The organism is Acidovorax sp. Root217 (assembly GCF_001428645.1).
In the GTDB taxonomy this organism is placed as follows: Bacteria; Pseudomonadota; Gammaproteobacteria; order Burkholderiales; family Burkholderiaceae_C; genus Acidovorax.
The window spans coordinates 269-23794 of the sequence record NZ_LMIH01000011.1 but is presented as its reverse complement, the minus strand read 5'-3'; the positions used below and the strand labels follow the sequence as shown (position 1 = coordinate 23794).

General features: G+C 67.9%; 19 protein-coding genes. 14 read left to right on the top strand and 5 right to left on the bottom strand.

The genetic code is table 11. From position 1 onward, the window contains the following. Positions 1-115: 115 nt before the first annotated feature. The 6 genes from ASE31_RS09470 to ASE31_RS09445 all read left to right on the top strand — a co-directional run bounded on the left by ASE31_RS09470 (position 116) and on the right by ASE31_RS09445 (position 5851). The gene (locus tag ASE31_RS09470; protein ID WP_057201409.1) at positions 116-1690 is read left to right on the top strand and encodes a methyl-accepting chemotaxis protein; all 1575 of its coding nucleotides are present in this window, start codon (positions 116-118) and stop codon (positions 1688-1690) included. Between the two features lie 115 nt (positions 1691-1805). Next, positions 1806-2939 carry a BMP family ABC transporter substrate-binding protein gene (locus ASE31_RS09465; protein ID WP_057201408.1) on the top strand — a complete coding sequence of 378 codons (1134 nt, stop codon included), beginning with the start codon at positions 1806-1808 and terminating at the stop codon, positions 2937-2939. An 80-nt stretch (positions 2940-3019) separates the two neighbouring features. Further along, positions 3020-4327, top strand: a complete 1308-nt coding sequence (gene guaD, locus ASE31_RS09460) for a guanine deaminase (protein WP_057201407.1) — start codon at positions 3020-3022, stop codon at positions 4325-4327. Between the two features lie 23 nt (positions 4328-4350). After that, on the top strand, positions 4351-4653 hold the full coding sequence (locus ASE31_RS09455) for a hypothetical protein (RefSeq protein ID WP_057201406.1): 303 nt from the start codon (positions 4351-4353) through the stop codon (positions 4651-4653). A gap of 129 nt (positions 4654-4782) precedes the next feature. Continuing rightward, the gene (dcd, locus tag ASE31_RS09450; protein WP_057201405.1) at positions 4783-5355 is read left to right on the top strand and encodes a dCTP deaminase; all 573 of its coding nucleotides are present in this window, start codon (positions 4783-4785) and stop codon (positions 5353-5355) included. Between the two features lie 142 nt (positions 5356-5497). After that, entirely contained in the window at positions 5498-5851 is a 354-nt protein-coding gene (locus ASE31_RS09445) for a hypothetical protein (protein WP_057201404.1), read from the top strand. Here the strand turns inward: ASE31_RS09445 and ASE31_RS09440 are convergent. The 3 genes from ASE31_RS09440 to pcp are packed head-to-tail and all read right to left on the bottom strand — an operon-like array spanning position 5782 to position 9225. Then, complete coding sequence (locus tag ASE31_RS09440) at positions 5782-7500, bottom strand: diguanylate cyclase (RefSeq protein WP_057201403.1); 1719 nt, start codon at positions 7498-7500, stop codon at positions 5782-5784. The genes ASE31_RS09445 and ASE31_RS09440 overlap by 70 nt on opposite strands. Beyond that, complete coding sequence (locus ASE31_RS09435) at positions 7497-8501, bottom strand: delta(1)-pyrroline-2-carboxylate reductase family protein (protein ID WP_057201402.1); 1005 nt, start codon at positions 8499-8501, stop codon at positions 7497-7499. Before ASE31_RS09435 ends, ASE31_RS09440 begins: the two co-directional genes overlap by 4 nt. 52 nt (positions 8502-8553) lie before the next feature. Further along, positions 8554-9225, bottom strand: a complete 672-nt coding sequence (gene pcp, locus ASE31_RS09430; protein WP_057201401.1) for a pyroglutamyl-peptidase I — start codon at positions 9223-9225, stop codon at positions 8554-8556. A gap of 138 nt (positions 9226-9363) precedes the next feature. Between pcp and ASE31_RS09425 the strand changes: the two genes are divergently transcribed. The 3 genes from ASE31_RS09425 to ASE31_RS09415 all read left to right on the top strand — a co-directional run bounded on the left by ASE31_RS09425 (position 9364) and on the right by ASE31_RS09415 (position 14184). After that, a complete protein-coding gene (locus ASE31_RS09425) occupies positions 9364-10254 on the top strand; it encodes a neutral zinc metallopeptidase (RefSeq protein WP_057201400.1) in 891 nt (296 codons plus the stop codon). Positions 10255-10328: 74 nt separating this feature from the next. Next, the gene (locus ASE31_RS09420; protein ID WP_057201399.1) at positions 10329-12503 is read left to right on the top strand and encodes a SulP family inorganic anion transporter; all 2175 of its coding nucleotides are present in this window, start codon (positions 10329-10331) and stop codon (positions 12501-12503) included. Positions 12504-12663: 160 nt separating this feature from the next. Continuing rightward, positions 12664-14184 (top strand): DEAD/DEAH box helicase, encoded by a 1521-nt coding sequence (locus ASE31_RS09415; protein WP_057201398.1) that lies wholly within the window; start codon positions 12664-12666, stop codon positions 14182-14184. Positions 14185-14204: 20 nt separating this feature from the next. On the opposite strand, the gene ASE31_RS09410 is transcribed toward ASE31_RS09415, so the two are convergent. Next, positions 14205-15047 (bottom strand): symmetrical bis(5'-nucleosyl)-tetraphosphatase, encoded by an 843-nt coding sequence (locus tag ASE31_RS09410; RefSeq protein ID WP_057201397.1) that lies wholly within the window; start codon positions 15045-15047, stop codon positions 14205-14207. Positions 15048-15068: 21 nt separating this feature from the next. Between ASE31_RS09410 and ASE31_RS09405 the strand changes: the two genes are divergently transcribed. Together ASE31_RS09405 and ASE31_RS09400 are read left to right on the top strand one after the other, a co-directional pair. Further along, positions 15069-16373 (top strand): hemolysin family protein, encoded by a 1305-nt coding sequence (locus tag ASE31_RS09405; protein ID WP_057201396.1) that lies wholly within the window; start codon positions 15069-15071, stop codon positions 16371-16373. Between the two features lie 137 nt (positions 16374-16510). Continuing rightward, positions 16511-16801, top strand: coding sequence for an H-NS family nucleoid-associated regulatory protein (locus tag ASE31_RS09400; RefSeq protein WP_057201395.1), 291 nt, complete (start codon positions 16511-16513; stop codon positions 16799-16801). A 138-nt stretch (positions 16802-16939) separates the two neighbouring features. Here ASE31_RS09400 and ASE31_RS09395 read toward each other — a convergent pair whose 3' ends face one another. Further along, positions 16940-17812, bottom strand: coding sequence for a helix-turn-helix domain-containing protein (locus ASE31_RS09395; protein WP_057201516.1), 873 nt, complete (start codon positions 17810-17812; stop codon positions 16940-16942). A 119-nt stretch (positions 17813-17931) separates the two neighbouring features. Between ASE31_RS09395 and ASE31_RS09390 the strand changes: the two genes are divergently transcribed. The 3 genes from ASE31_RS09390 to ASE31_RS09380 form a co-directional block, all read left to right on the top strand. Then, on the top strand, positions 17932-18336 hold the full coding sequence (locus ASE31_RS09390; protein WP_057201394.1) for a hypothetical protein: 405 nt from the start codon (positions 17932-17934) through the stop codon (positions 18334-18336). Between the two features lie 172 nt (positions 18337-18508). Next, positions 18509-21409 (top strand): aconitate hydratase, encoded by a 2901-nt coding sequence (locus ASE31_RS09385; protein WP_057201393.1) that lies wholly within the window; start codon positions 18509-18511, stop codon positions 21407-21409. A gap of 179 nt (positions 21410-21588) precedes the next feature. Continuing rightward, the coding region (locus tag ASE31_RS09380; protein WP_200961093.1) for a PAS domain-containing protein at positions 21589-23526 on the top strand (1938 nt) is incomplete at its 3' end.

The following is a 23526-nucleotide window of genomic DNA, read 5'->3' as shown; positions in this document are numbered from 1 at the left end:
TTTTGTAAGCATTTGTTGGCCCCCTCCGGGGTCGGCAACTGCCCAGAATGCGGCCTTTGGGAGACCGCATCTCTTTTGTGCCTACCCCTGCGCCTTTCCATAACGGAGTCTCTCCATGTTTCTCAATCAGTTGTCCATCGGCAAGCGCCTCGCGCTGGTGCTTGGGGCGATCCTCGCGCTGTTCCTGCTCAGCTCCATCGTGGCCGTCGTCCGTCTGGGCCAGCTTGGCACCGAGATCGACACCATGGTCAACGACAACATCAAGACCGAGCGTGCCGGGGCCGACTGGCTGCGCCACACCACCTCGGGTGTGCAGCGTGCCGCCGCCATCGCCAAGAGCAGCGATGCTGCGCTGATCCCCTACTTCGCGCCGGCCACGGCCACCTCCATCCGTGAGACCAACGAGCTTCAGAAGATCATCGAGGCGCAGATGGACACAGCCGAGGAAAAGCAGCTCTTCACCAAAGTGGGCGAGCTGCGCAAGAGCTACCTGGCCGCGCGTGAAGAGGTGAGCAAGTTCAAGCAGGCCGGCGATGCGGAGAACGCCAACAAGGTGTTCACCGAGCGCTTCGAGCCCACCTCGCGCGACTACCTGGCCGGCGTGCAGCAGATGGTGGACGCGCAACGCGCCCAACTGGATGCCGCAGGCAAGCGCGCCGAGGGACTGCGCGCGCAGACCACCCTGCTGCTGCAGGTGTGCACCGCCATCTCGCTGCTGCTCGGCGCCTTGCTGGCCTGGCTGCTGGCCATCAGCATCACTCGCCCCTTGCGCCAGGCCGAAGCCATAGCCGAATCCATCGCCGGCATGGACCTGACCGGTGCACCCCAGGCCGGCTACGCCAATGACGAGACCGGCCACCTGCTGCGCGCGCTGGACGCCATGCGCAGTGCGCTGAACGGCTCGCTGCAGCAGGTGCGTGGCGTGGTGGACAGCATCTCCACCGCCAGCTCACAGATCGCCATTGGCAACCAGGACCTGAGCGCGCGCACCGAGCAGACGGCCGCCAACCTGGAGGAGACGGCCAGCTCCATGGAAGAGCTCACCAGCACCGTGCGCCAGAGCGCCGACTCGGCCGTGCAGGCCAACCAGATGGCCGCCTCGGCTGCCCAGGTGGCGCAGCGCGGCGGCGAGGTCGTGGCCCAGGTGGTGAGCACCATGGACGCGATCAACGCCAGCAGCAAGAAGATCGCCGACATCATCGGCACCATCGACGGCATCGCCTTCCAGACCAACATCCTGGCGCTCAACGCCGCCGTGGAAGCCGCCCGGGCCGGCGAGCAGGGCCGTGGCTTTGCCGTGGTGGCCAGCGAAGTGCGCAGCCTCGCCCAGCGCAGTGCCGAAGCGGCCAAGGAGATCAAGACCCTGATCGGCCAGTCGGTCGAGAAGGTGGAGTCGGGCGCTGCGCTGGTGCAGAACGCCGGCAGCACCATGGGCGAGATCGTGAGCTCCGTGCGCCGCGTGACCGACATCATCGGCGAGATCAGCGCCGCCGCATCGGAGCAGAGCCAGGGCATCAGCCAGGTGAACGTGGCCGTCAGCCAGCTCGACCAGATGACGCAGCAGAACGCGGCGCTTGTGGAGGAATCCACCGCCGCCGCCGAGAGCCTCAAGGACCAGGCCGCGCGCCTGGCCGAGGTGGTGGGCGCCTTCCGCCTGGGTGCGCCATCGGGCGCGCTGCGACTGCGCTGAGAAAGCGCCGCGCCAGCGCCGGCGCGGCCCGCTGGCTACAATACCGCCCTTGCAAAGGCTGCTGTCCCGGCAGCCTTTTGCTTTTTCTGTCATCGGGACCATGTAGAGGACTACCATGTACAAAAACCTCGCCACCGCATTGCGTGCGGTCTGTGTGAGTGCGCTTTTCAGCGCCGTTTCCATCTCCCCCGCCTTTTCTCAATCCCCTGGCCAGCCAGCGGCCGCAGCGCCCAAAACCGAGCCGATCAAGGCCGGCTTCGTCTATGTCTCGCCCATCACCGCAGCAGGCTGGACGAAGCAGCACGACGATGGCCGCAAGGCGGTGGAGGCCGCGCTGGGCAACCAGGTCAAGACCACTTTCGTCGAGAACGTGGCCGAGGGGGCCGACGCTGAGCGCGTGATCCGCGACCTGGCGGCCACGGGCCACCAGATCATCTTCACGCCCAGCTTCGGCTACATGGAGCCCACGCTCAAGGTCGCGCAGGACTATCCGAACGTGAAGTTCGAGTCCATCACCGGCTACAAGACCGCTGCCAACGTGGCGGTGGCCAATGCGCGCTACTACGAGGGCCGCTACCTGGCCGGCATCGCGGCGGGCCGCATGAGCAAGACCGGCGTGGCCGGCTATGTGGCGGGCTTTCCCATTCCCGAGGTGCTGCAGGGCATCAATGCCTTCACGCTCGGCATGCGCTCGGTGAACCCCAAGGCCACGGTCAAGGTGGTCTGGCTCAACGTCTGGTTCGACCCGCCCAAGGAGCGCGACGCAGCCATGGTGCTGTTCAACCAGGATGTGGACGTGATCGCCTTCCACACCGGCTCCACCGCCGTGATGGCCGCCGCGCAGGAGCGCGGCAAGATGGCCGTGGCCTACCATTCCGACATGCGCGGCGCGGGGCCCGACGCGCAGATCATCGCCGTCACCCACCAGTGGGGCCGGTACTACACCGAGCGCGTGCGCGCCGTGCAGGCCGGCACCTGGAAGAGCGGCACCGTGTGGGGTGGCGTGCGCGAGGGCATGATCCGCGTGGGCGACTTCGGCCCCAAGGTGCCTGCCGCCGTGCAGCAGGAGGTGCTGGCCGCGCAGAAGGCCGTGGGCGCCGGTACCTTGCACCCTTTCCGTGCCGGCAAGGCGCCGGTGCGCGACAACGAGGGCAACGAGGTGATCGCCGCCGGCCAGGTGCTCGGCGATGCGCAGATCCTCAAGATGAACTGGCTGGTCGAAGGCGTGCAGGGCAAGCTGGCCCACTGAACCCGCCTTGCCCGAGGGCGCATATCCAATATAGGCGGCAGCATATGCAACGGCCCCCCTCTGCCGCTAAGCTTGCGCCCATGCGTGTCTACCGTTCTGCCCTTTTGCGTTTTGCCGACGATGGCTCGGCCCTGTACGACGAGGACGGCCTGCTGGCCATTGCCCCCGATGGGGAGGGCCGCCAGCGTGTCGTGGCTGCCGGCCCTTGGCAGGCCCTGGCGTCCGCCTACGGGCAGGGCGCGGTCGAGCACCTGCCGGGCCGCATCATCGCGCCGGGCTTCGTGGACATGCACATCCACTTCCCCCAGACCGACGTGATCGGCGCCCCGGCCGATGGGCTGCTGCCCTGGCTGGAGAACTACACCTTTCCGCACGAGTCGCGCTTCATCGACCCGGCCTATGGCGCGCAGGTCGCAGGCTTCTTCGTCGAAGAGCTGCTGCGCAACGGCGTGACCACCGCCCTGACCTTCGCCACCTCGCACCCCGCCAGCGTGGACGCACTGTTCACCGAGGCGCAGCGCCAGCAACTGCGCCTGATTACCGGCAAGGTGCTGCAGGACCGCCACTCGCCCGACGGCGTGCGCGACCTGACGGAGCAAAGCCTGATCGACACCGAGGCGCTGATCCGGCGCTGGCATGGTGTGGACCGGCTGGGCTATGCCATCACGCCGCGCTTTGCGCCCACCAGTACGCACGAGCAGCTCCAGGGCGCGGGCGAGCTGGCGGCGCGCTACCCCGACGTGTGGATTCAGTCGCACGTGGCCGAGAACCTCGATGAGGTGCGCTGGGCGCGCGAGCTGTTCCCGGCCTCGCGCAGCTACCTTGCGGTGTACGGCGACTACGGGCTGATGCGCGAGCGCGCCGTGTATGCCCACTGCATCCATTTCGACGACGACGACCGGGCGCTGATGCGCGACACCGGCACGGCGGCCGCCGTCAGCCCCACCAGCAACCTGTTCCTGGGCAGCGGCTTCTTCGACTATGCAGGCGCCGACCGCGTCGGCTTTGGCTACGGCCTGGCCAGCGATGTGGGCGGGGGCACCAGCTTCAGCCCGTTTCGCACCATGCTGGCCGCCTACTACGTGGGCCGCGAAGGGCAGACCAAGCCCGGCCTGAGCCTGTCGCCCCAGCAGCTGTGGTGGCAGCACACCGCAGGCGCTGCGGCAGCGCTGGGCCTGGCTGGCGTGGTGGGCAACCTGCAGCCGGGCTGCGAGGGCGACTTCGTGGTCATCAACCCCGCCGCCACCCCGCTGCTGGCGCGCAAGACCTCCCATGCGAACAATCTGGACGAGCTGCTGTTCGCGATGATCGTGCTGGGCGATGACCGGCTGGTCGAGCGCACGGTGATCAGCCAGTCGTTGCCGGATGTGCAGGCTGCAGGCACCTGATCGGCGGCCCAGCGTCTGGGACCATGTTGCATAACCTGTCCTGCACCGTTTCCTTTCTTGTACTGGCGGCGGGCCTGCTGGCCAGCGGAGCTGCCTGGGCCCAGTTGGCGAGCGACAGCACCGCTGCACAGCGGGCGCAGGAAGCCTGCCGCTCCGAGGTGTCGAAGTTCGAGGAGGCCATCGGTTTCATTCGCCGCTCACAGGGCAACCAGGCGGCAGCGGACCTCAAGGAGAAGCTGCTGCCCGCCAGGCTGGAGAGTGAAATCCTCTTCAAGGAAGGCTACTGCGGCCTGGCGCGCCACATCCGCGAGAAAAAGCTGGGGTGAAGTGCCCGGCGCGCCGGGCAGTGGGGGTGTGCTTCCTGGAAGGAAGCATGCAAAAAAGCCGTGTCCACAGGGTGACGTGCAGGGCCCGCAAGGGCGTCCTGCCTAGAATACGGCGCAGGAGTTAACCCAATGAGCATCAAAAGCGACAAATGGATCCGCCGCATGGCGGCCGAGCACGGCATGATCGAACCCTTCGCGCCCGGCCAGGTGCGCGAGGCCGAAGGCCGCAAGATCATCAGCTATGGCACCAGCAGCTATGGCTACGACATCCGCTGCGCGCCCGAATTCAAGGTGTTCACCAACATCCACAGCACGGTGGTGGACCCGAAGAACTTCGACGAGAAGAGCTTTGTCGATTTCCACGGCGACAGCTGCATCATCCCGCCCAACAGCTTTGCGCTGGCGCGCACCATGGAGTACTTTCGCATCCCGCGCAACGTGCTCACCATCTGCCTGGGCAAGAGCACCTATGCGCGCTGCGGCATCATTGTCAATGTCACGCCGTTCGAGCCCGAGTGGGAAGGCTATGTGACGCTGGAGTTCTCCAACACCACGCCGCTGCCCGCACGCATCTACGCGGGCGAAGGCTGTGCGCAGGTGCTGTTCTTCGAGAGCGATCCAGACGACGTCTGCGAAGTCTCGTACAAGGACCGGGGCGGCAAGTACCAGGGCCAAGTGGGCGTGACCTTGCCCAAGGCCTGATCGCCTGCAAGGTCGGGCGTACCGCCCGGTGGTCCCGTCCTACAGGGGTAGGGCACTTCGGCTGAAGTGCAAGCGTTGGTAAGTTCCATAGCATGGATGCATGCCTGCGGATGTTCGCAGGGTCCGTGTGAAGGAGTCCAACATGATTGACTTTGTTGAACCGTCCGCACCCCGCGCCACGGCGGGTGTTGACCTGCCCAGCCTGCCCGATCTTCCGAAAGCCCGCCATGCCGACCTGGGTGAGGCCGATATCCATTACTGGCCTTGTGAGGTGCTGGATGCGTTCATCCTGCACATGGCCAAGCGTGGCCACTGCGTGAACACGGCCATGATGCTGGGCCACCCGCCCTATGCGCAGGAGCAGTTGAACATCGCACGCCAGCACCATGACGGCGAACTCGATGGGCTTGCCGACCGGCTGGGGGGCTATTTCAGCGCCTGCCCGGCCTCGGGCTCCACGCACACCCTGTTGCGTCCCTGGCCCTTGGCTTCGTAAAGCGCCGCGTCGCTGCGGCGCAGCATCTCGTGGGCATTGTCGGGCCCCTCGCGCAGGCTGGATATGCCAGCGCTCACCGTGATCCGCCCCACCAGAGGATCTTCCTGCGCCGCCATGCCGTCCACGATCGACTGGGCGATCGCGCGTGCGCCTTCCACGGCGGTGTCGGGCAGTACCACGGCAAACTCCTCGCCACCGAGCCGCGCAATCACGTCCGACGCGCGCAGGCGCTGCTGCAGCGTCTGTGCCAGCCGGCGCAGCACCTCGTCGCCTGCGTCGTGCCCGAAGCTGTCGTTCACGCGCTTGAAATGGTCCACATCGACGCTGACCAGGCTCAGGGGCCGGCCGCTGCGGCGCGCCAGCGCCAGCGCAAACTCCATCTTGCTGTCGAAGCCCCGGCGGTTGAGCAGGCCGGTGAGTGCGTCGGTGCGTGCCTGCAGGTCCAGCGCGCGGTTGGCGGCTTCCAGCTCCAGGGTGCGCAGGCGCACCTGGTCCTCCATGGCTTCGTGAGCCGCCATGAGGCGCTGCGTCATGCTGCTGAGCGCGGCGGACAGCTGGTGCACGTCACGGTTGTGGGTGACCAGGGGAATGGTGGCGCCGGGCTTGCCCGATTCCACGAGGCTGGCGGCATCGGCCAGCGCGTAGAGGTCTTCGCTCAGGCGGCGGGCCGCGATCCAGGCAATGGCTGCGGCCAGCACCGCCGCCAGCAGGCCGATTGCCAGGGCCATGTGCACCGCGCGGTCCGCGTCGGCAAAGGCGATTTCCACCGGTTCCCGGGCCACGATGTGCCAGCCCAGGTCGCTTGCCGCGTTGCGCGCTTCCATGCGCACACTGGCGGTAAGGTAGTTCTTGCCATCGGCCCAGGGCACCACGGTCGCAGACAGGGCGCCTGATTCCCGCGTGGCCACGGTCAGCGGCACGGGCAGATGCTGGCCGCCGGCTTCGAGCTGGCTGCGGTATTCCTGGGGCGAGAAAATGAGTTTGCCGGCGCGGTCAAAGACGAACAGGTCCACCGAGGCACCCTGGATACCGACGGGGGCCAGGCTTTCAAGTACCTCGCGGGTCCACTCCCAACTGCCGTGCATTCCCAGCACACCCAAGGTGGCCCGCCCCGCGTGGATGGGGGCAGCGAAGTCCACGAAGCGGTAGGGCTCGCCCGAGGCGTTGGGCGGCAGCAACTGCTCCAGCAGCTTGGCCGGGTGCACGTCGCCCACGTGCAGCTCCTGCAGGCCGGCGATGAACCAGGGGCGCTCGCGCACGCTCTGGCCTTCCAGAAGTCCCTTCGTGGCGGCCCTTACCACGCCCTGGGCGTCTGCCACGCCGATCCACAGGCTGTAAGGGTCGATGGCCTGGGTGCGCGCCAGCAGTTGGTGCACTTCGGGCGAATCGAGCCCCTTTTGCCATATGCCGGGTGCATCGGCCAGTACCTGCACGGCCCGGCTGCGCTCCAGTAACCCGTTGGCAAGCTGGCGGCTGGCGTTATCGGCCACGGTGCGCAAGGCATGGCCGGCATCGCTTTGCGCGCGCCGCTTGAGCAGTTCGCCGAAACCCAGGGACAGCAGCACGGCCAGCCCGATCACCAGCAGCGCAAACACCAATGAGATCTGCGTGCGCAGGCTCTGGCCGCGAAAGCGGGTGGGGGGGCTCATGGGCTGCCGCTCCCCGGCTGGGAATGTGCTCCTGATCCCGTGTTTGCGCCGATGTCCGAATGCGCGGTGCGGGTGGCGCGCAGCACCAGGCGGGCAGCCGCCAGGTCCCAGCCGGCCCCGCCGCAGCTCTTGAACAGCACGGGCCCGGTGCGGGGGCGCGCGCCTTGCCGCACCATGTCCTGCAGCGTAGGCAGGCGCGCCACGTCCAGCCCGGCCTGCAGCAGGTCGCCGGCCTCGTGCCCGGCATCGGCCGTGTCCACCACCACCGTGCCATGCTGCGCCATCCACTGGCACAGTCCGGGCGACAGCTCTGCCATGGTGGGGGTGTAGGCGCCGACCGCCGCGATGAAGGCATCGGGCCGGGGCTGGGCGCTCAGGACCACGGCCGTGCCCGGGGTGCATGCGGCCACCAGAGGGCAGTGGGCCATGGCCGCGTCGGCGTCCTGCACGACCCGGGCCTGGGCGCCCAGGGCGCGGGCCGCCTGCGCCAGGGCCTCGGCACTGGCCGCGCTGCGCGATGCCACCCAGACCTCGCGCACACCCAGCACTTCCACAAAGGCCTGCACATGGGCCAGGCCTTGCACGCCGGCACCCACCACCAGCAGCGGGCCCTGCGGCACCGGCGCCAGGCGCTGCGCCGCCAGCAGCGAGACGGCGGCCGTGCGGCGCGCCGTGACGGTGGGGCCGTCCAGCACCACGCGGCGCTGGCCGGTGGCTACGTCGAACACCACCACATCGCCCTGGATGGTGGGCTGGCCGCGCGCCGCATTGCCGGGGGTGAGGGTGATCAGCTTGGCCATGGCGACCGTGCGGTCGCTGGCCGGCATCACGAACAGGCTGGCGCCGCCTGCCAGCGCCAGCACGCTGCGGGGCGGCACCTGGATGCCGTCGTCCACCAGCAGGGCGGCTATTTCATCGGCCAGCGCTGTCCAGTCCAGCAGGTCGGCGGTGGCCTGGGGCCCCAGGGTGGAAGAGGGTTCAGAAAGCGGGGCGGGGCACATACCGGGACTGTACACAGCATGCGCGGCCGGTGGCACAGGGCGTACCCGGCGGTCAGTGGGTGGCGCCCGCGCCCAGGACGATGTCCTGCCGGGCGAGGACGGCCGCCCACAGCGCGGCATGCAGGCCGCGCACCATGTCACGCAGCGCCAGATGGGGCGTGCCCTGTCCCGGTAGCCAGGGCACATGCACGAAGCCACCGCGCATGCCGGCCACGCCTTCGCGCGCCAGGTGGTGCATCAGCCCGTAGAGCACATGGTTGCAGACGAAGGTGCCGGCCGTCTGCGATACCTCGCAGGGCACGCCGGTCTGCTGCACCGCGCGCAGCATGGCCTTGACGGGCAGGCTGGCAAAGTAGGCGGCCGGGCCACCGGGGGCCACGGCCGCGTCGATGGGCTGCGCGCCCTGGTTGTCGGGGATGCGCGCATCGTCCACATTGATGCCGATGCGCTCGATCGACAGGGTCGCCCGTCCGCCCGCCTGCCCCAGGCATACGGTGAGCGCCGGCTGCAGCTGCCGGTGCAGTGCCGTCAGCCGCTGCAGCGCCAGCCCGAACACAGTGGGCAGTTGCGCGGCCACCACGGTGTGCCCGCCGATGCGCTGGCCCTGCAGTGCCTGGGCCAGCAGCCAGCTGGGGTTGATGGCATCCCCACCGAAGGGATCGAATCCCGTCAGCAGGATGACGGGGTTGCTTGCGCCGTGGGGGTTGTGGGGGTGGTGCAGCATGGGGTGGGGCGCTCACGTACGAGAAACAGACTGCATGGTAGCGCGCTGCTCTCCTACTTGTGCTGGCTCCCGAGGAGGGCGCGCCGCGCGTAACATGCTGTCCATGCCTCCGTCCGGTGGGGGCGCTGGAGAACAACGATGAAATGGGAAGGCAATCGCGAGTCCGACAACGTAGAGGACCGCCGGGACGAGGGCGGTGGCGGTGGGGGCGGCTCGCCCATCTTTGGCGGGCGCAGCATCGGCATCGGGACCATCGTCATCGCCCTGGTGGGCGGCTGGGTGCTGGGCATCAACCCGCTGACCATCCTGGGCCTGCTCAGCGGCGGTGGTCCGCCCGCGCAGGTGCAGCAGCAACAGCAGGGCCCGGCGCACCGCCCCCCGGCCGACGACACCATGGCGCGCTTCGTCTCCACCGTGCTGGCCGATACCGAGGACGTTTGGCAGGGCGTGTTCCGCCAGGGCGGCGGCACCTACCAGGAGCCCCGGCTGGTGCTGTTCCGCGGCTCCACGCCCACAGCCTGCGGCGCGGGCCAGGCGGCGATGGGGCCGTTCTACTGTCCGGCCGACCAGAAGGTGTACATCGATCTGGGTTTTTATGAGACCCTCAAGAACCGCCTCGGCGCGCCCGGCGATTTCGCGCAGGCCTACGTGATCGCGCACGAGGTCGGCCACCACGTGCAGAACCTGCTGGGCATCAGCGGCAAGATGGACCAGATGCGCGGCCGCGTGAGCAAGACCGAGTACAACGCCATGTCCGTGCGGCTGGAGCTGCAGGCCGACTGTTTTGCTGGCGTGTGGGCACACCACGCGCAGGCCGCCCGCAAGATCCTGGAGCAGGGCGATGTGGAAGAGGCCATGAACGCGGCCGCCAAGATCGGCGATGACGCCCTGCAGCGTGCCGGCGGTGGCCGCGTGGTGCCCGAGAGCTTCACCCACGGCAGCAGCGCGCAGCGCCAGCGCTGGTTCAATACCGGCCTGCAGAACGGCAGCGTCAAGGGTTGCGACACCTTCGCGGCGCGCAATCTGTGATGGACATGGGTGCAGAGCAGCGTCGTGAGGCCCGCAGGGGCTGAACGGCCCCTCCCTCTTTTTTTGCGCACGCCATGCCCGCCGAGCCGCTGTCCCATCCGCCCGTAGCCCGGCAGGGGCCCTCACCGGGCGCTGCCAGCCAGCCGCCCTCGGGCGCGGCGGCGGCCTGGTCTGCGGCGGCTGTCACGGTGCCCCATGCGGTGGGCCTGGGCTTGTTGGCCTTCGCGCCGCTGGCAGGCGGCTACTCGCTGGCGGCCCTGGCCCTGTGGTCGGCCGCCTTGCCCGGATTGCTGCTCACCGTGCTGGCGCCACGCCCGGGGGTCGTCTATGCGCCGACCACCGTGGTGGCCCTGCTGTTCGCCGCCGTGGTGGCCACCGCCTACGGCGCAGCCGGCACCCTGGGCCTGACGGCGCGCCAGGTGCTTGCCGTCAGCGGTGCCACCGTGGCGCTGGCGTTTGGCTTTCAGTGGCTGCTGGGGGTGCTGCGCCTGGCCTCGGTGGCGCGCTTCCTGCCGATTTCGGTGACCCATGGCTTTGCGGCGGGCGTGGGCCTGTCCATGGTGGTGGGGCAGCTGCGCAATGGCCTGGGGGCGGGCGCCGGCTGGGGTTGGGACCTGCGTACCCTGTGGCACGCCGTGGCCGCCCTCGCGGTAGTGGGCCTGGCGGTGCTGCTGCGCCGGCGCTGGCCGCGCCTGCCGGGCCTGCTTACGGCCGTGGTGCTGGTGGCACTGGCCGTGGCCGTGGCGGGCCTGTGGGGTGTAGGCATGGGCAACGTGTTCGCACCGGCCGTCAGCCAGAGTGCCTTTGCCGGGCCGCTGTGGCCCGACTGGACGGGCATTCCCTGGCTGGAACTGGCGCACCTGCACGGCTCTGCGCTGGTGGTGCTGGCCCTGCTGTTGGCGCTGGTCAACAGCCTGGAGATCCTGGTCTTCAACCAGGAGCTGGAGCTCGACCACGGCCTGCGCGGCAACCCCAACCAGGCGCTGCGGCGCGAGAGCCTGCTGGGCGTGCTGTGTGGCCTGGCGGGCATGATCCCCGCGTCCACCAGTGCCTCGCGCTCGCGCATCGTGCTGGCGCAGGCCGGTGCCTCGGCCAGCGCGCCGCGCTGGCATGCCGGCATCATGCTGACGGTGGCCTTCACGGGCGCCTGGTGGCTGCACTGGGTGCCCATGGCCTGCCTGGCCGGCGGGCTGGTGCTGGCCGGGCTGATGCAGGTACCCAACCTGCTGTGGTCGCCCGGCTACGCGCGCCGCTCGAGCGTGACCTGGGCGCAAAGCTGGCTGGTGGCGCTGGTGTTCGCCGTGCTGGGTGGCGTGGGTGCCCTCGTGGCCGGGCTGGTGGTGGCCACCTTCGTGCTGCTGCGTGACTCGGCGTCCAAGGTGCTGCGCCATGTGCGGCTGGATGGGCAGTTGCGCTCGCGCCGCCTGCGCCGCGCGGGCTCCGACACCTGGCTGGCGCCGCGCATGAACCAGGTGGCGGTGTTCGAGCTGCAGGGCGTCATGTCCTTCGGTGTCGCCGCGCACCTGGCCGAGCAGGTGCGCCTGATGCTGCAGCCGCGCCACCGCTGGGTGGTGCTGGATGCCAGCCGCGTGCCGGCCTGGGACAGCACGGCCCTGGCCCAGCTGCGTGCGCTGGTGCGCGACCTCTCGCAGCAGGGCGTGGCCTGCGCCGTGGCGGCGCTCGACCCTGTGGCGGCCGAGCACGCGGGCGCCGGCGTTCGCACCTTCGCCGATGGCGACCGGGCCCTGGAATGGGCGGAAGCCGCCATCCTGGCCGAGCGGCCCGAGCACGAGCGGCCTGTTTATCCCGAGCAGGATGTGCTCGGCGAGATCGGTGAAGGCCTGGCCGCCGAGGCCCGGCTGGCGCTGGAGGCCCTGCTGGAGCCACTGCCCATGGCAGCCCATGGGGTGGTGTTCAACGCCGGGGACACCGATCGCGACCTGCTGGTGGTGCAGTCGGGTCACATCACGCTCGTGACCCAGTGGCCGCCCGAGCGCGGCCTGCGCCTGGCCACCGTGGGGCCGGGCATGGCCTTCGGGGAGATGGCTTTTCTCAACGGCGCCGCCCGTACCGCCAGCGCCGGGGCCGAATTGGGGCCTGCGCAACTGGCGCGGCTGTCGCGCGCGCACTTCGACGCCTGGGCGCACCGCTACCCCGAAGCGGCGCTCACGGTGATGAACAACATCGCCCAGATCGGTGCCCGCCGTCTGGCGGTGACCACGCGCCAGCTGCGCGCGGTGCTGGAGTGAATTCCTGAAAATTGCCATCTGTGAATTGATGGTTATTGTTTTGGTGCTATCGAATTAAAAGCATCAAAGCCAGTCCTCTGGCGGCATGGCTCGGTGAATACACCCTTGCTTACCACCCCCATGGTGTGTTTGGGCCACCGGTGCGACAATAGAGGGCTAAATGACAAGTTCTTTTTCCAATCTATCGCTGGCCGAGCCGCTCTCGCGCGCCGTGGCCGAAATGGGCTACGAGTCCATGACGCCTATCCAGGAGCAGGCCATTCCGGTCGTGCTCACCGGCCAGGACGTGATGGGCGCAGCCCAGACCGGCACCGGCAAGACGGCGGCGTTCTCGCTGCCACTGCTGCAGCGCCTGCTCAAGCACGAGAGCAGCTCCACCTCCCCGGCCCGCCACCCCGTGCGTGCGCTGGTGCTGCTGCCCACGCGCGAACTGGCCGACCAGGTCGCCCAGCAGATCGCGCTGTACGCCAAGTACACCAAGCTGCGCAGCACCGTGGTCTTCGGCGGCATGGACATGAAGCCCCAGACCCTGGAGCTCAAGAAGGGTGTCGAGGTGCTGGTGGCCACCCCCGGCCGCCTGCTGGACCACATCGAAGCCAAGAACGCGGTGCTCAACCAGGTCGAGTACGTGGTGCTCGACGAGGCCGACCGCATGCTGGACATCGGTTTCCTGCCCGACCTGCAGCGCATCCTGTCCTACCTGCCCAAGCAGCGCACCACGCTGCTGTTCTCGGCCACGTTCTCGCCCGAGATCAAGCGCCTGGCCAGCAGCTACCTGCAAAACCCCATCACCATCGAAGTGGCCCGCCCGAACGAGACGGCCTCCACGGTGGAGCAGCGCTTCTACAGCGCCAACGACGATGACAAGCGCCGAGCCATCCACCAGGTGCTCAAGACCCGGGGTATCAAGCAGGCCTTCATCTTCGTCAACAGCAAGCTCGGTTGCGCCCGCCTGGCGCGCAGCCTGGAGCGCGAAGGCCTCAAGACCACCGCGCTGCACGGCGACAAGAGCCAGGACGAGCGCCTGAAAGCCCTGGAGGCCTTCAAGAAGGGCGAAGTCGACCTGCTGGTGTGTACCGACGTGGCCGCCCGCGGCCTGGACATCAAGGACGTGCCGGCGGTGTTCAACTTCGACGTGCCCTTCAACGCCGAAGACTACGTGCACCGCATCGGCCGCACGGGCCGTGCCGGCGCCTCGGGCCTGGCGGTCACGCTGGTGTCCGGCAGCGATGCCCGCCTGGTGGCCGACATCGAAAAGCTCATCAAGAAAAAGATCGAGCTTGAAGCCGTCGAGTACGACGAAGACCAGCCGCGCGGCCGCATCAACGACGGCCGCCGTGCCTGGCGCGAAGCGGGCGAGACCGGTGACGGGCGCGATGCCATTGCCTCCGCCGCTCCGCGCCGCGAACGGGAGCGCGAGCACCGTCCGGGCCGTGAAACCCGCGAGCCGCGCGAACAGCACCGGGGCTTCCGTCCTGCGGTGGCATCGCGCGACCCGTTCTTCGAAAAGCCCTACGAATCCAGCGCGGCGGCCGATGCCGCGCCCGCCTGGGAGTCCGCCAAGTCGGCGCCCCGTAGCAGTGTGTCGGCCAACATCAAGCCCAAGCGCAAGGTGGCGGCGCTGTTCAAGGCGGTAGCTCCTGCCACTGAAGACCAGGCACAGGCCGTCACCACCGACTGAAGCAAAGGCCGGTCACGCCATCAGCCCGGCTGCTGCGACTGCTCGCAGTGCACCTGCAGCAGTTCGCGGTCGGCCAGCGTGGCGCCAAAGCGCATGGCGCTCAGGCAGCCGCCCCATACGCAGCCCGTGTCCATCGCCAGGGTGTCCGGGCGGTCCAGCAAACCCAGCGTGGACCAGTGCCCGAAGGCCAGCAGCGTACTTGCCGCCCGCCTGCCTGGCACGTCGAACCAGGGCATCAGGCCTTCGGGGGGCTTTTGCGCACCCTCGGTGCTTTCGAAATCCATCACCCCATCGGCCGAGCAAAAGCGCAGCCGCGTCATGGCGTTGACGATGGTGCGAAGGCGGTCCATGCCCGTGAGCGCGGGGTCCCAGCGGTCCGGGCCGTTGCCGTACATCTGATGCAGAAAGTCCGACAGCCCCGGGCCGCGCAGCACCTGCTGCACTTCGCTCGCCAGGGCCAGGGCCTCGTCCACCGTCCAGGCGGGCAGCAGGCCGGCGTGCACCATCGCCAACCGCTCGCCGGCATGCAGGTGCGTGCGCATCAGCGGCTGCCGGCGCAGCCAGTCCAGCATGGCGTCACGGTCATCGGCTTTGAGCACCTGCTCCAGCGTGTCCTTGCGCGAGGGCTTGCGTGCCCCATGGGCGGCGGCCAGCAGGTGCAGATCGTGGTTGCCCAGCAGCGGGCGCAGCGCATCGCCCTGCTGCATGCAGCGGCGCAGCACGGCAGCCGACTCCGGGCCCCGGTTCACCAGGTCGCCCAGCAGGTAGACCGTGTCGCGGCTCGCGGAAAAGCCGATCTCGTCCAGAAGGCGCCCGAGCGCGCTGTCGCAACCCTGGATATCGCCAATACAGTAAAGTGCCATCGTGTTCCTATGCCTTGAATCATGGATTTTCTGCTGATTGCGCTGCTCACGCTGCTCAATGGCGTATTTGCCATGTCCGAGCTGGCGCTGGCATCGAGCCGCAAGTCGCGCCTGGCCGCCATGGCCGAGGGCGGCGACAAGGGGGCGCAGGCCTCGCTCACGCTGCTGGAGAACCCCACCCAGTTCCTGTCCTCCGTGCAGGTGGGCATCACCTCCATCGGCATGCTCAACGGCATCATCGGCGAAGCCGCGTTCAGCGATGACCTGGCGCGCTGGCTGCTGGCGCTGGGCATGCCCGAGCGCGCCTCCGGCATCACGGCCACGGCGCTGGTGGTCACGGTGATCACCTTCATCACCATCGTCTTCGGTGAGCTGGTGCCCAAGCGCATCGGCCAGCTCTACCCCGAAACCGTGGCCCGCCTGGTGGCTCGGCCCATGACCTGGGTGGCCCTGGTGGCCAAGCCCTTCGTGCGGCTGCTGTCGCTGTCCACCCAGGGCGTGCTCGGCCTGCTGCGCATCGACAACAACGCCGGCCGCGCCGTGACGGAGGAAGAGATCGTGGCCAGCCTGGAAGAAGGGCGCGATGCCGGGGTGATCGAGCACCACGAGCACCAGATGGTGCGCAATGTGTTCCGCCTCGACGACCGGCCGCTGACCTCGCTGATGGTGCCCCGCACGGACATGCAGTGGCTCGATGCCCGGCTCACCGTGGCCGAAGGCCTGCGCATGGCCGGCACCGGTGGTGACCATGGTGCCCATTCCTGGTACCCCGTCTGCAGGGGCTCGCTCGATGAGGTGGTGGGCCTGATCAGCGTAGCGCGCCTGCTGGAGCTGGGCGTGGAGGCCCCAGGCGCCATCGAGCAGTACGCCCTGCCGGCCGCCTTTCTGCCCGAAACCCTGAGCGGCATGGAACTGCTGGAGCAGTTCCGCGCACGCTCGGGCCGCATGGTCTTCGTGGTGGACGAATATGGCGTGGTGCAGGGCATCATGACACCACGCGATCTGCTGGAGGCGATTACCGGAGAACTGCAGCCCGGGGCTGCGACGGATGCCTGGGCCACCCAGCAAGAGGACGGCATGTGGCTGCTCGACGGCCTGATGCCCGTCAGCGAACTCAAGGCGCGGCTCGATATTCGCGATTTACCGGGAGAGGAGCGCGGCCGTTACAACACACTGGCGGGATTGTTGATGGCTGAATCAGGCCATTTGCCGGCAGTGGGCGAACGCATTGCCTGTGCCGGGTGGATATTCGAGGTGCTTGGCCTGGAGGGCAAGAGAATCGACCGTGTATTGGCGCAAATGGACCTGGCCGATCGGTCCGGCTGATTACCTGGGGCTGTGAAATGATTTTCACTGGTGAGGGGTTTCAACGGTTTGTCACGAATTTTTTCGCAAACCCTGAAAATTTTGCCCATTATTCCTATAATGGGGCCTTCCTTGTCCACCTAGCAGCCACACATACCATGACAACCAGCTACAAAGAACTCCTCAAGCAACGCGACGCCCTGGAACAGCAAATCGGTGAAGCCCGCAAGCGCGAGTTGTCGGACGCCGTATCGCAGGTGCGTGCGCTGGTGGCGGAGTTCGGCCTGACCGCACAGGACGTGTTCCCCAGTGGCCGTGCACGCAGCGCAAGCGCTGGCACCAAGGTGGCTCCCAAGTACCGCGATCCATCCACAGGCCAGACCTGGACGGGCCGTGGCAAAGCCCCCAAGTGGATTCAAAACGAGAACCGCGAAAAATTCGCCATTTGATCGATTGAATCCATTGGACAGCGGCCTGTTGCCGCGTTGCATGAAAAAGCCCGCCTTTGCGGGCTTTTTGCGTGGTACGCACCATAAACGTGCGATCCGGCTGGCCGTGTTGGGGGCGCGCCCGTGGCTGGCGCCGGGTCAGATGGGGGCTGCAGCGATCTCGCGCAATACCTGGGCCGTGAATTCGTCGGCCGGAAAGAATGATTCCACGGCCAGTTCCTGCAGGGTCACATCCACCGGGGTTCCAAATATGGTGGTGGTGCTGATAAACGAAAGTGTTCCCCGGGCGCTTTGAAAGCAGAAGGGCATTACCACACCCAGCAATTCCCCGTCGAGCACCAGGGAGCTCGATTCCTCGGGCGCGGGGTATTCCAGCAACTCGGCCTGCAGTGCGATGAGCACGGGGTCCGCCGTGGCCTGTATTTGCTGGCGCAGGCGCTCGAACAGGTGGGCCCGCCACTGGGCCAGGTTGGCGATGTGCGGTGCCAGGCCCTTGGGGTGCAGGCTGAGGCGGAACACATTCGCCGGCCCCTTCAGCAGTTCAGGGCTCACGTGGTTGGCCAGCAGCGCCTGGGCAGCGCGGTTGGTGGCCACGATGTTCCAGCAGCGATCCAGTGCAATCGCGGGGCAGGGTTCGTGGCCCTTGAGCACCAGTTCCACCGCTTTGCGCGCGGCAGCCAGGGCCGGGTCGTCCAGCGCGCGCTCGCGGTACATGGGCGCATAGCCGGCCGCCACCAGCAGGGCATTGCGCTCGCGCAGCGGGATGGCCAGGCGCTCGCACAACCGCAGCACCATCTCGCGGCTGGGGTTGGTGCGGCCTGTCTCCATGAAGCTCACGTGGCGGGTGGAGATGTCCGCCTCGTCGGCCAGCTCCAGCTGACTCAGGTGGCGCTGCTGGCGCCAGGTGCGCAGATGGTCGCCGAACGAGGCAGGCCCCGGAAGGCTGCGGTGGCCCCCGGCCGCAGGCCGGTGGGGCAGGGTGGGGCGTGGGGGGCGGTGGGTGCTGGTCATGCCCTCCATCCTAGGGCCAGTTGGCATGCCGGCCATTACCTGGCATGTCATCGACGCGGTGCAGCCCGGCCGCGACCATGGAGGCTCCTTCAACCCGAAAAGATCCCAAGGAGTCCACCATGTCCGTTCTGTCCTCTCCCTCGTTCCTGCGTGCCGTGGTCTGGTTCGATGCCGCCACGGGCGTGCTGCTGGCCGCCCTGCACCTGGCGCTGACCGAGACGCTCGCCGAGTGGCTCGGGCTGCCGGTGGGGCTGGTCTCGGCCAGTGGCCTGGCGCTCCTTGCCTATGCGGTTCTGGCCATGGCGATTGCAAGCCAGCGCAACACCCCCCGCAGCCTGCTGTGGCTGTTGATCGTGGGCAATGCCGCCTGGGCCCTCGCCAGCCTGGCACTGCTGCTGTCATCGGCCATCGCGCCCAGCGTGTGGGGCCAGGCCTATCTGGTCGTGCATGTGGTTTCGGTGGGCCTGCTGGCCGAGCTGCAATGGTTTGGCATGCGCCGCTTGCCGTTGCCTGCAATGGCTTGAATGCTCTGTATTGAATAGCGCTTGGCGCTCTTGCGCGTGTACCGGAGGGGCCCTGTGAGGCCCCTTTCCCATGGCGATGGGCGGCAGTTGCCGCCTCCCTGCATACCCCCAACGTTGGCTCCGCCGCGTGGGACTGACAGAATAGGCCTTGTCGCTTACACAGGAGTCAGCCATGGCCACATCGACCAAGTCGTCGCCCCAGCCCGCCCGCCACGCGTTTGCCAACACGCTCAAGAGTTTCAAGACCGCGTCCGGCAAGACCGGACAGCTCTATTCCCTGCCAGCCCTGGCCAAGCAGTTTCCGCAGATCAACCGCCTGCCGGTGTCCATCCGCATCGTGCTCGAATCGGTACTGCGCAACTGCGACGGCCGCAAGGTCACGGCCGAGCATGTGCACCAGCTCGCGCACTGGGCGCCCAAGGCCGAGCGCAAGGACGAGATCCCCTTCGTCGTATCGCGCGTGGTGCTGCAGGACTTCACCGGCGTGCCGCTGCTGGCCGACCTGGCCGCCATGCGCAGCGTGGCTGCCAGGCTGGGCAAGAACCCCAAGAAGATCGAACCCCTGGTGCCAGTCGATCTGGTGGTGGACCACTCCATCATGGTCGACTACTACGGCAAGAAGAATTCGCTCGACCTGAACATGAAGCTCGAGTTCCAGCGCAACCGTGAGCGCTACGAGTTCATGAAGTGGGGCATGCAGGCCTTCAGCACCTTCGGCGTGGTGCCGCCGGGCTTCGGCATCGTGCACCAGGTGAACCTGGAGTACCTGGCGCGCGGCGTGCACAAGACCAAGGCAGGTGTGCACTACCCCGACACCCTGGTGGGCACCGACAGCCACACCACCATGATCAACGGCATCGGCGTGGTCGGCTGGGGCGTGGGCGGCATCGAGGCCGAGGCCGCCATGCTGGGCCAGCCCGTGTACTTCCTCACGCCCGACGTGGTGGGCTTCGAGATGACCGGCCAGCTGCGCGAGGGCGTGACCGCCACCGACCTGGTGCTCACCGTGACCGAGCTGCTGCGCCAGCACAAGGTGGTAGGCAAGTTCGTCGAGTTCTTCGGCGAGGGCACGCGCACCCTGGCGCTGCCCGACCGGGCCACCATCGGCAACATGGCACCCGAATACGGCGCCACCATGGGCTTCTTCCCGGTGGATGAGAAGACCATCGACTACTTCCAGGGCACGGGCCGCACCAAGGCCGAGATCGAGGCCTTCGAGGCCTACTTCAAGGCCCAGGGCCTGTTCGGCGTGCCGCTGGCCGGCGAGATCGACTACTCGCAGGTCGTCAAGCTCGACCTGGGCAGCGTGACCCCCAGCCTGGCCGGCCCCAAGCGGCCGCAGGACCGGATCGAGCTGGGCAAGGTCAGCAGCCAGTTCGCCGACCTGTTCAGCAAGTCCAATGCCGATAACGGCTTCAACCGCCCGGCCGAACTGCTGCTCACCCGCCACCACATCCACCGTGGGCAGGATATGGTTCAAGAGCTGGCGCCCAAGGACAAACCTGCTCCCGCAGGCGCGCCGCGCTCCCTGGCCGAGATGGAGGGCAACAAGCCCGCGCTGGCCACGGCCCATGCCGACGCAGCGGCCACCATGCCCACCAAGGGCGCCGACCCCACGGTGGGCAATGGCGACGTGCTGATCGCCGCCATCACCAGCTGCACCAACACCTCCAACCCCAGCGTGCTGCTGGCCGCCGGCCTACTGGCCAAGAAGGCGGTGGAGGCGGGGCTCAAGGTCCAGCCGCACATCAAGACCTCGCTGGCCCCCGGCTCGCGCATCGTCACCGACTACCTCACCGAGACCGGCCTGCTGCCCTACCTGGAGAAGCTGGGCTTTGCGCTGGCGGGCTACGGCTGCACCACCTGCATCGGCAATGCGGGCGACCTCACGCCCGAGCTCAACGACGCCATCACCAGCAACGACCTCATCTGTGCGGCCGTGCTCTCGGGCAACCGCAACTTCGAGGCGCGCATCCACCCCAACCTCAAGGCCAACTTCCTGGCCAGCCCGCCGCTGGTGGTGGCCTATGCCATCGCCGGCACGGTGCTCAAGGACCTGATGACCGAGCCCGTGGGCAAGGGCAAGGGTGGCCGCGACATCTACCTGGGCGACATCTGGCCGACAAGCGAGGAAGTGCACAAGCTCATGAAGTTCGCGATGAACGGCAAGGCCTTCCGCGAGAACTATGCCAAGGTTGCCACAGACCCCGGCAAGCTCTGGGAAAAGATCAAGGGCGTGAGCGGAAACTCGTACACCTGGCCGGCCAGCACCTACATCGCCGAGCCGCCGTTCTTCGCCCAATTCACGCTCGAGCAGGGCGCCGCGACGGCCTCCGCTGTGCACGGCGCGCGCATCATGGCGCTGTTCGGCGACTCCATCACCACCGACCACATCTCGCCCGCAGGCTCCATCAAGGCCACCTCGCCCGCCGGCCAGTGGCTGCAGCTCAACGGCGTGCAGAAGGCCGACTTCAACAGCTACGGCGCACGCCGGGGCAACCACGACGTGATGATGCGCGGCACCTTCGCCAACGTGCGCATCAAGAACCTCATGCTCCCGCCCACGGCCGATGGCTCGCGCGAGGAAGGCGGCGTGACCGTGTTCCAGAGCGAGGGGCCGCTGCAGGGCGAGAAGATGTTCATCTTCGACGCAGCCATGCAGTACATGGCGCAAAAGACGCCCACGGTGATCTTCGCGGGCGAGGAGTACGGCACCGGATCGAGCCGCGACTGGGCCGCCAAGGGCACGCAGCTCTTGGGCATCAAGGCCGTGGTGGCGCGCAGCTTCGAGCGCATCCACCGCTCCAACCTGGTGGGCATGGGCGTGCTGCCCCTGCAGTTCAAGGGCACGGATTCGTGGGAGTCGCTGGGCCTGACCGGCAACGAAACCATCAACGTGCTGCCCGACCCCGCGCTCACGCCCCAAAGCGACGCCACCCTGGTGATTCGCCGGGCTGACGGCAGCAGTCAGGAGGTGGTGGTCACGCTGCGCATCGACACCCCCATCGAGGTGGACTACTACCAGGCGGGCGGTATCTTGCCATTCGTGCTGCGCCAGCTGCTCGAAGGCTGAGGGCTGATGGCACCTGGGCGGAGGTGTTCGCATCGCCCGGGCATGGAGCAGGTGGGTATGACCGGTGCCAGGTCACGGTTGTGGCGCGCATACCGCGCGTTGCGGCAGAAATCGTCGCTGGCGCTTACAGGCCGATACACTGGTGAGGTGCAGCGGACGCCCTACCCCCCACAGCTCCTATGAACTCCCCAGTCCACCGTTCCCCGCGGACGCTCGTCTCGGAGGCTCCCGCCGTCACGGTGGTGCTGGCCGTGGCGGTGCTGGCGCTGGTGATGGTGTCACTGAGCGGCATCCTGGGAGAGGGTGTGGGTCTGCAGCATGGGCTGGAGCCCTTCATGGAGCTGGTGGCCATCCTGCTGGCGTTGCTGGTGGTTTCGGTGTCCCTGCACACGCTCGACGCGCATGGCCAGGGCCGTGCGAATGTGCTGGTCGCCGGTTTCGGCGTGGCGGCGGTCTGCAATTTCCTGCATGGCGTGCTGGCCCATGCCACGCCGCAACCAGCTTCGACCCTGGCGGCGGACATGGCGCTGTGGCTTGGCTCCTGGGTGCGCGTGGCCGAGTGCGCCGCGCTGGTGCTCACGGCACTGCGCGTCTCCCTGCCCGGGCCTGCCAAGGTGTGGGCCGTGGTTGCGGGTGCGTTTTCGCTGGTGCTGGTGTGGGCGGCTGCGGGGCCGCTGCCGCAGTGGTTTTCTGCGGCCTCGGGCGGCATGTTGCCGGCGTTGATGGCCGGATTGCTGTGCGCAGGCCTGGTAGGGGCTGCCGTGCGGCTGCACGGCGATGCGAAGGGCGACAACCGCACGCGGGGACGCCTGCTGGCATGGGCTGCTGCCACTTTCGCGGTCGCGGAACTCATGGTGGGGCTCTCCGGCGTGGCGCAGGTCGGCTGGGCCAGCCTGCTGGCCATTGGCGTGCGTGTGGTGGGCTATGCCCTGCTGTACCAAGCCGTGTTCGTGGCGGGCATGCGCCAGCCCTTTGATCGGCTGTACGAGGCCGAAGCCCAGTTGCGTGAAAGCGAAACGCGCCTGCAGCTGCTGGGCCGCAACCTGCCGCTGAGTGTGCTCTACCAGGTGGTGCGCGAGGCCGATGGCCGCATGCACTTCGTGCACATCGGCGATGCCATCGAGCGCCTGAACGGCCTGCGCCCTGAGGATGTGCTGCGTGATCCCGGCGTGCTGTACCAGCAGATCCTCCCAGAAGACCTCCCCGCGCTCGAGGAGGCCAGGGACCAGTCGCTGCGCAGCATGGGGCCCATGGAGGCCACCTTTCGCATGCGTGTGTCTTCGGGGGCGGTGCGCTGGATACACCTGAGTTCCTCGCCCCGACCGCTGGATGGCGGGCGCGTGATCTGGGATGGCGTGCAAAGCGACATCACCGCCGAGCGCGAGGCCGAGCAGGCGGCCCACGCGCACGAGGTGCAGATGGCCAACATGCTGCGCCAGGTGCCCGGCGGCGTGGCACGGCTGGACCGCGAGTACCGCGTGCTCTATGTGAACGAGCAACAGGCCCGGTGGCTGCACCGCACACCCGAGCAGTTGCAGGGGCAACTGCTCCCGGACGTGATCCCCGCAGCGGTCATGGCGCGCATGCAGCCCCAGTTGCACAAGGCATTTGCCGGAGAGACGGCCGTCTTTGAAAACCGCATCGACGCACTGGACGGCCCGCAGTACCGCCACACCACCCTGGTGCCCGAATCCATCACGGAGCAGGGGGTGGTGGCCGTGGTGGTCTTCGCCTACGACCTGACCGAGCTCAAGCGCATCGAGACCGAGCTGGCCCAGCAGAAGGCCCACCTGGCCCGGGTGGTGAACGCCATGCCCGACATGGTCTTCCTCAAGGACGCGCAGGGTGTCTACCTGTCCTGCAACCCGGTGTTCGAGCGCTTTGCGGGCAAGCCCGAGCGCGAGATCATCGGCTGCACCGACTACGATCTGTCCCCTGCATCGGCGGCCGAGCAGTTCCGCGCGTATGACCGGCGTGCCATGCAGGCCTGGCAGCCCCTGGTGTACGAAGAGCAGCTGACCTTTGCGGAAGACGGTTACCAGGGGTATTTCGAGACCATCAAGACGCCCATCCGCGACCTGCATGGCCGCGTGACGGGCATCCTGGGCGTGTGCCGT

Coding starts and splice junctions, on each gene's coding strand:
- ASE31_RS09470 (WP_057201409.1), top strand. CDS start 116: ATGTTTCTCAATCAGTTGTCCATCGGCAAGCGCCTCGCGCTGGTGCTT.
- ASE31_RS09465 (WP_057201408.1), top strand. CDS start 1,806: ATGTACAAAAACCTCGCCACCGCATTGCGTGCGGTCTGTGTGAGTGCG.
- guaD (WP_057201407.1), top strand. CDS start 3,020: ATGCGTGTCTACCGTTCTGCCCTTTTGCGTTTTGCCGACGATGGCTCG.
- ASE31_RS09455 (WP_057201406.1), top strand. CDS start 4,351: ATGTTGCATAACCTGTCCTGCACCGTTTCCTTTCTTGTACTGGCGGCG.
- dcd (WP_057201405.1), top strand. CDS start 4,783: ATGAGCATCAAAAGCGACAAATGGATCCGCCGCATGGCGGCCGAGCAC.
- ASE31_RS09445 (WP_057201404.1), top strand. CDS start 5,498: ATGATTGACTTTGTTGAACCGTCCGCACCCCGCGCCACGGCGGGTGTT.
- ASE31_RS09440 (WP_057201403.1), bottom strand. CDS start 7,500: ATGAGCCCCCCCACCCGCTTTCGCGGCCAGAGCCTGCGCACGCAGATC.
- ASE31_RS09435 (WP_057201402.1), bottom strand. CDS start 8,501: ATGTGCCCCGCCCCGCTTTCTGAACCCTCTTCCACCCTGGGGCCCCAG.
- pcp (WP_057201401.1), bottom strand. CDS start 9,225: ATGCTGCACCACCCCCACAACCCCCACGGCGCAAGCAACCCCGTCATC.
- ASE31_RS09425 (WP_057201400.1), top strand. CDS start 9,364: ATGAAATGGGAAGGCAATCGCGAGTCCGACAACGTAGAGGACCGCCGG.
- ASE31_RS09420 (WP_057201399.1), top strand. CDS start 10,329: ATGCCCGCCGAGCCGCTGTCCCATCCGCCCGTAGCCCGGCAGGGGCCC.
- ASE31_RS09415 (WP_057201398.1), top strand. CDS start 12,664: ATGACAAGTTCTTTTTCCAATCTATCGCTGGCCGAGCCGCTCTCGCGC.
- ASE31_RS09410 (WP_057201397.1), bottom strand. CDS start 15,047: ATGGCACTTTACTGTATTGGCGATATCCAGGGTTGCGACAGCGCGCTC.
- ASE31_RS09405 (WP_057201396.1), top strand. CDS start 15,069: ATGGATTTTCTGCTGATTGCGCTGCTCACGCTGCTCAATGGCGTATTT.
- ASE31_RS09400 (WP_057201395.1), top strand. CDS start 16,511: ATGACAACCAGCTACAAAGAACTCCTCAAGCAACGCGACGCCCTGGAA.
- ASE31_RS09395 (WP_057201516.1), bottom strand. CDS start 17,812: ATGACCAGCACCCACCGCCCCCCACGCCCCACCCTGCCCCACCGGCCT.
- ASE31_RS09390 (WP_057201394.1), top strand. CDS start 17,932: ATGTCCGTTCTGTCCTCTCCCTCGTTCCTGCGTGCCGTGGTCTGGTTC.
- ASE31_RS09385 (WP_057201393.1), top strand. CDS start 18,509: ATGGCCACATCGACCAAGTCGTCGCCCCAGCCCGCCCGCCACGCGTTT.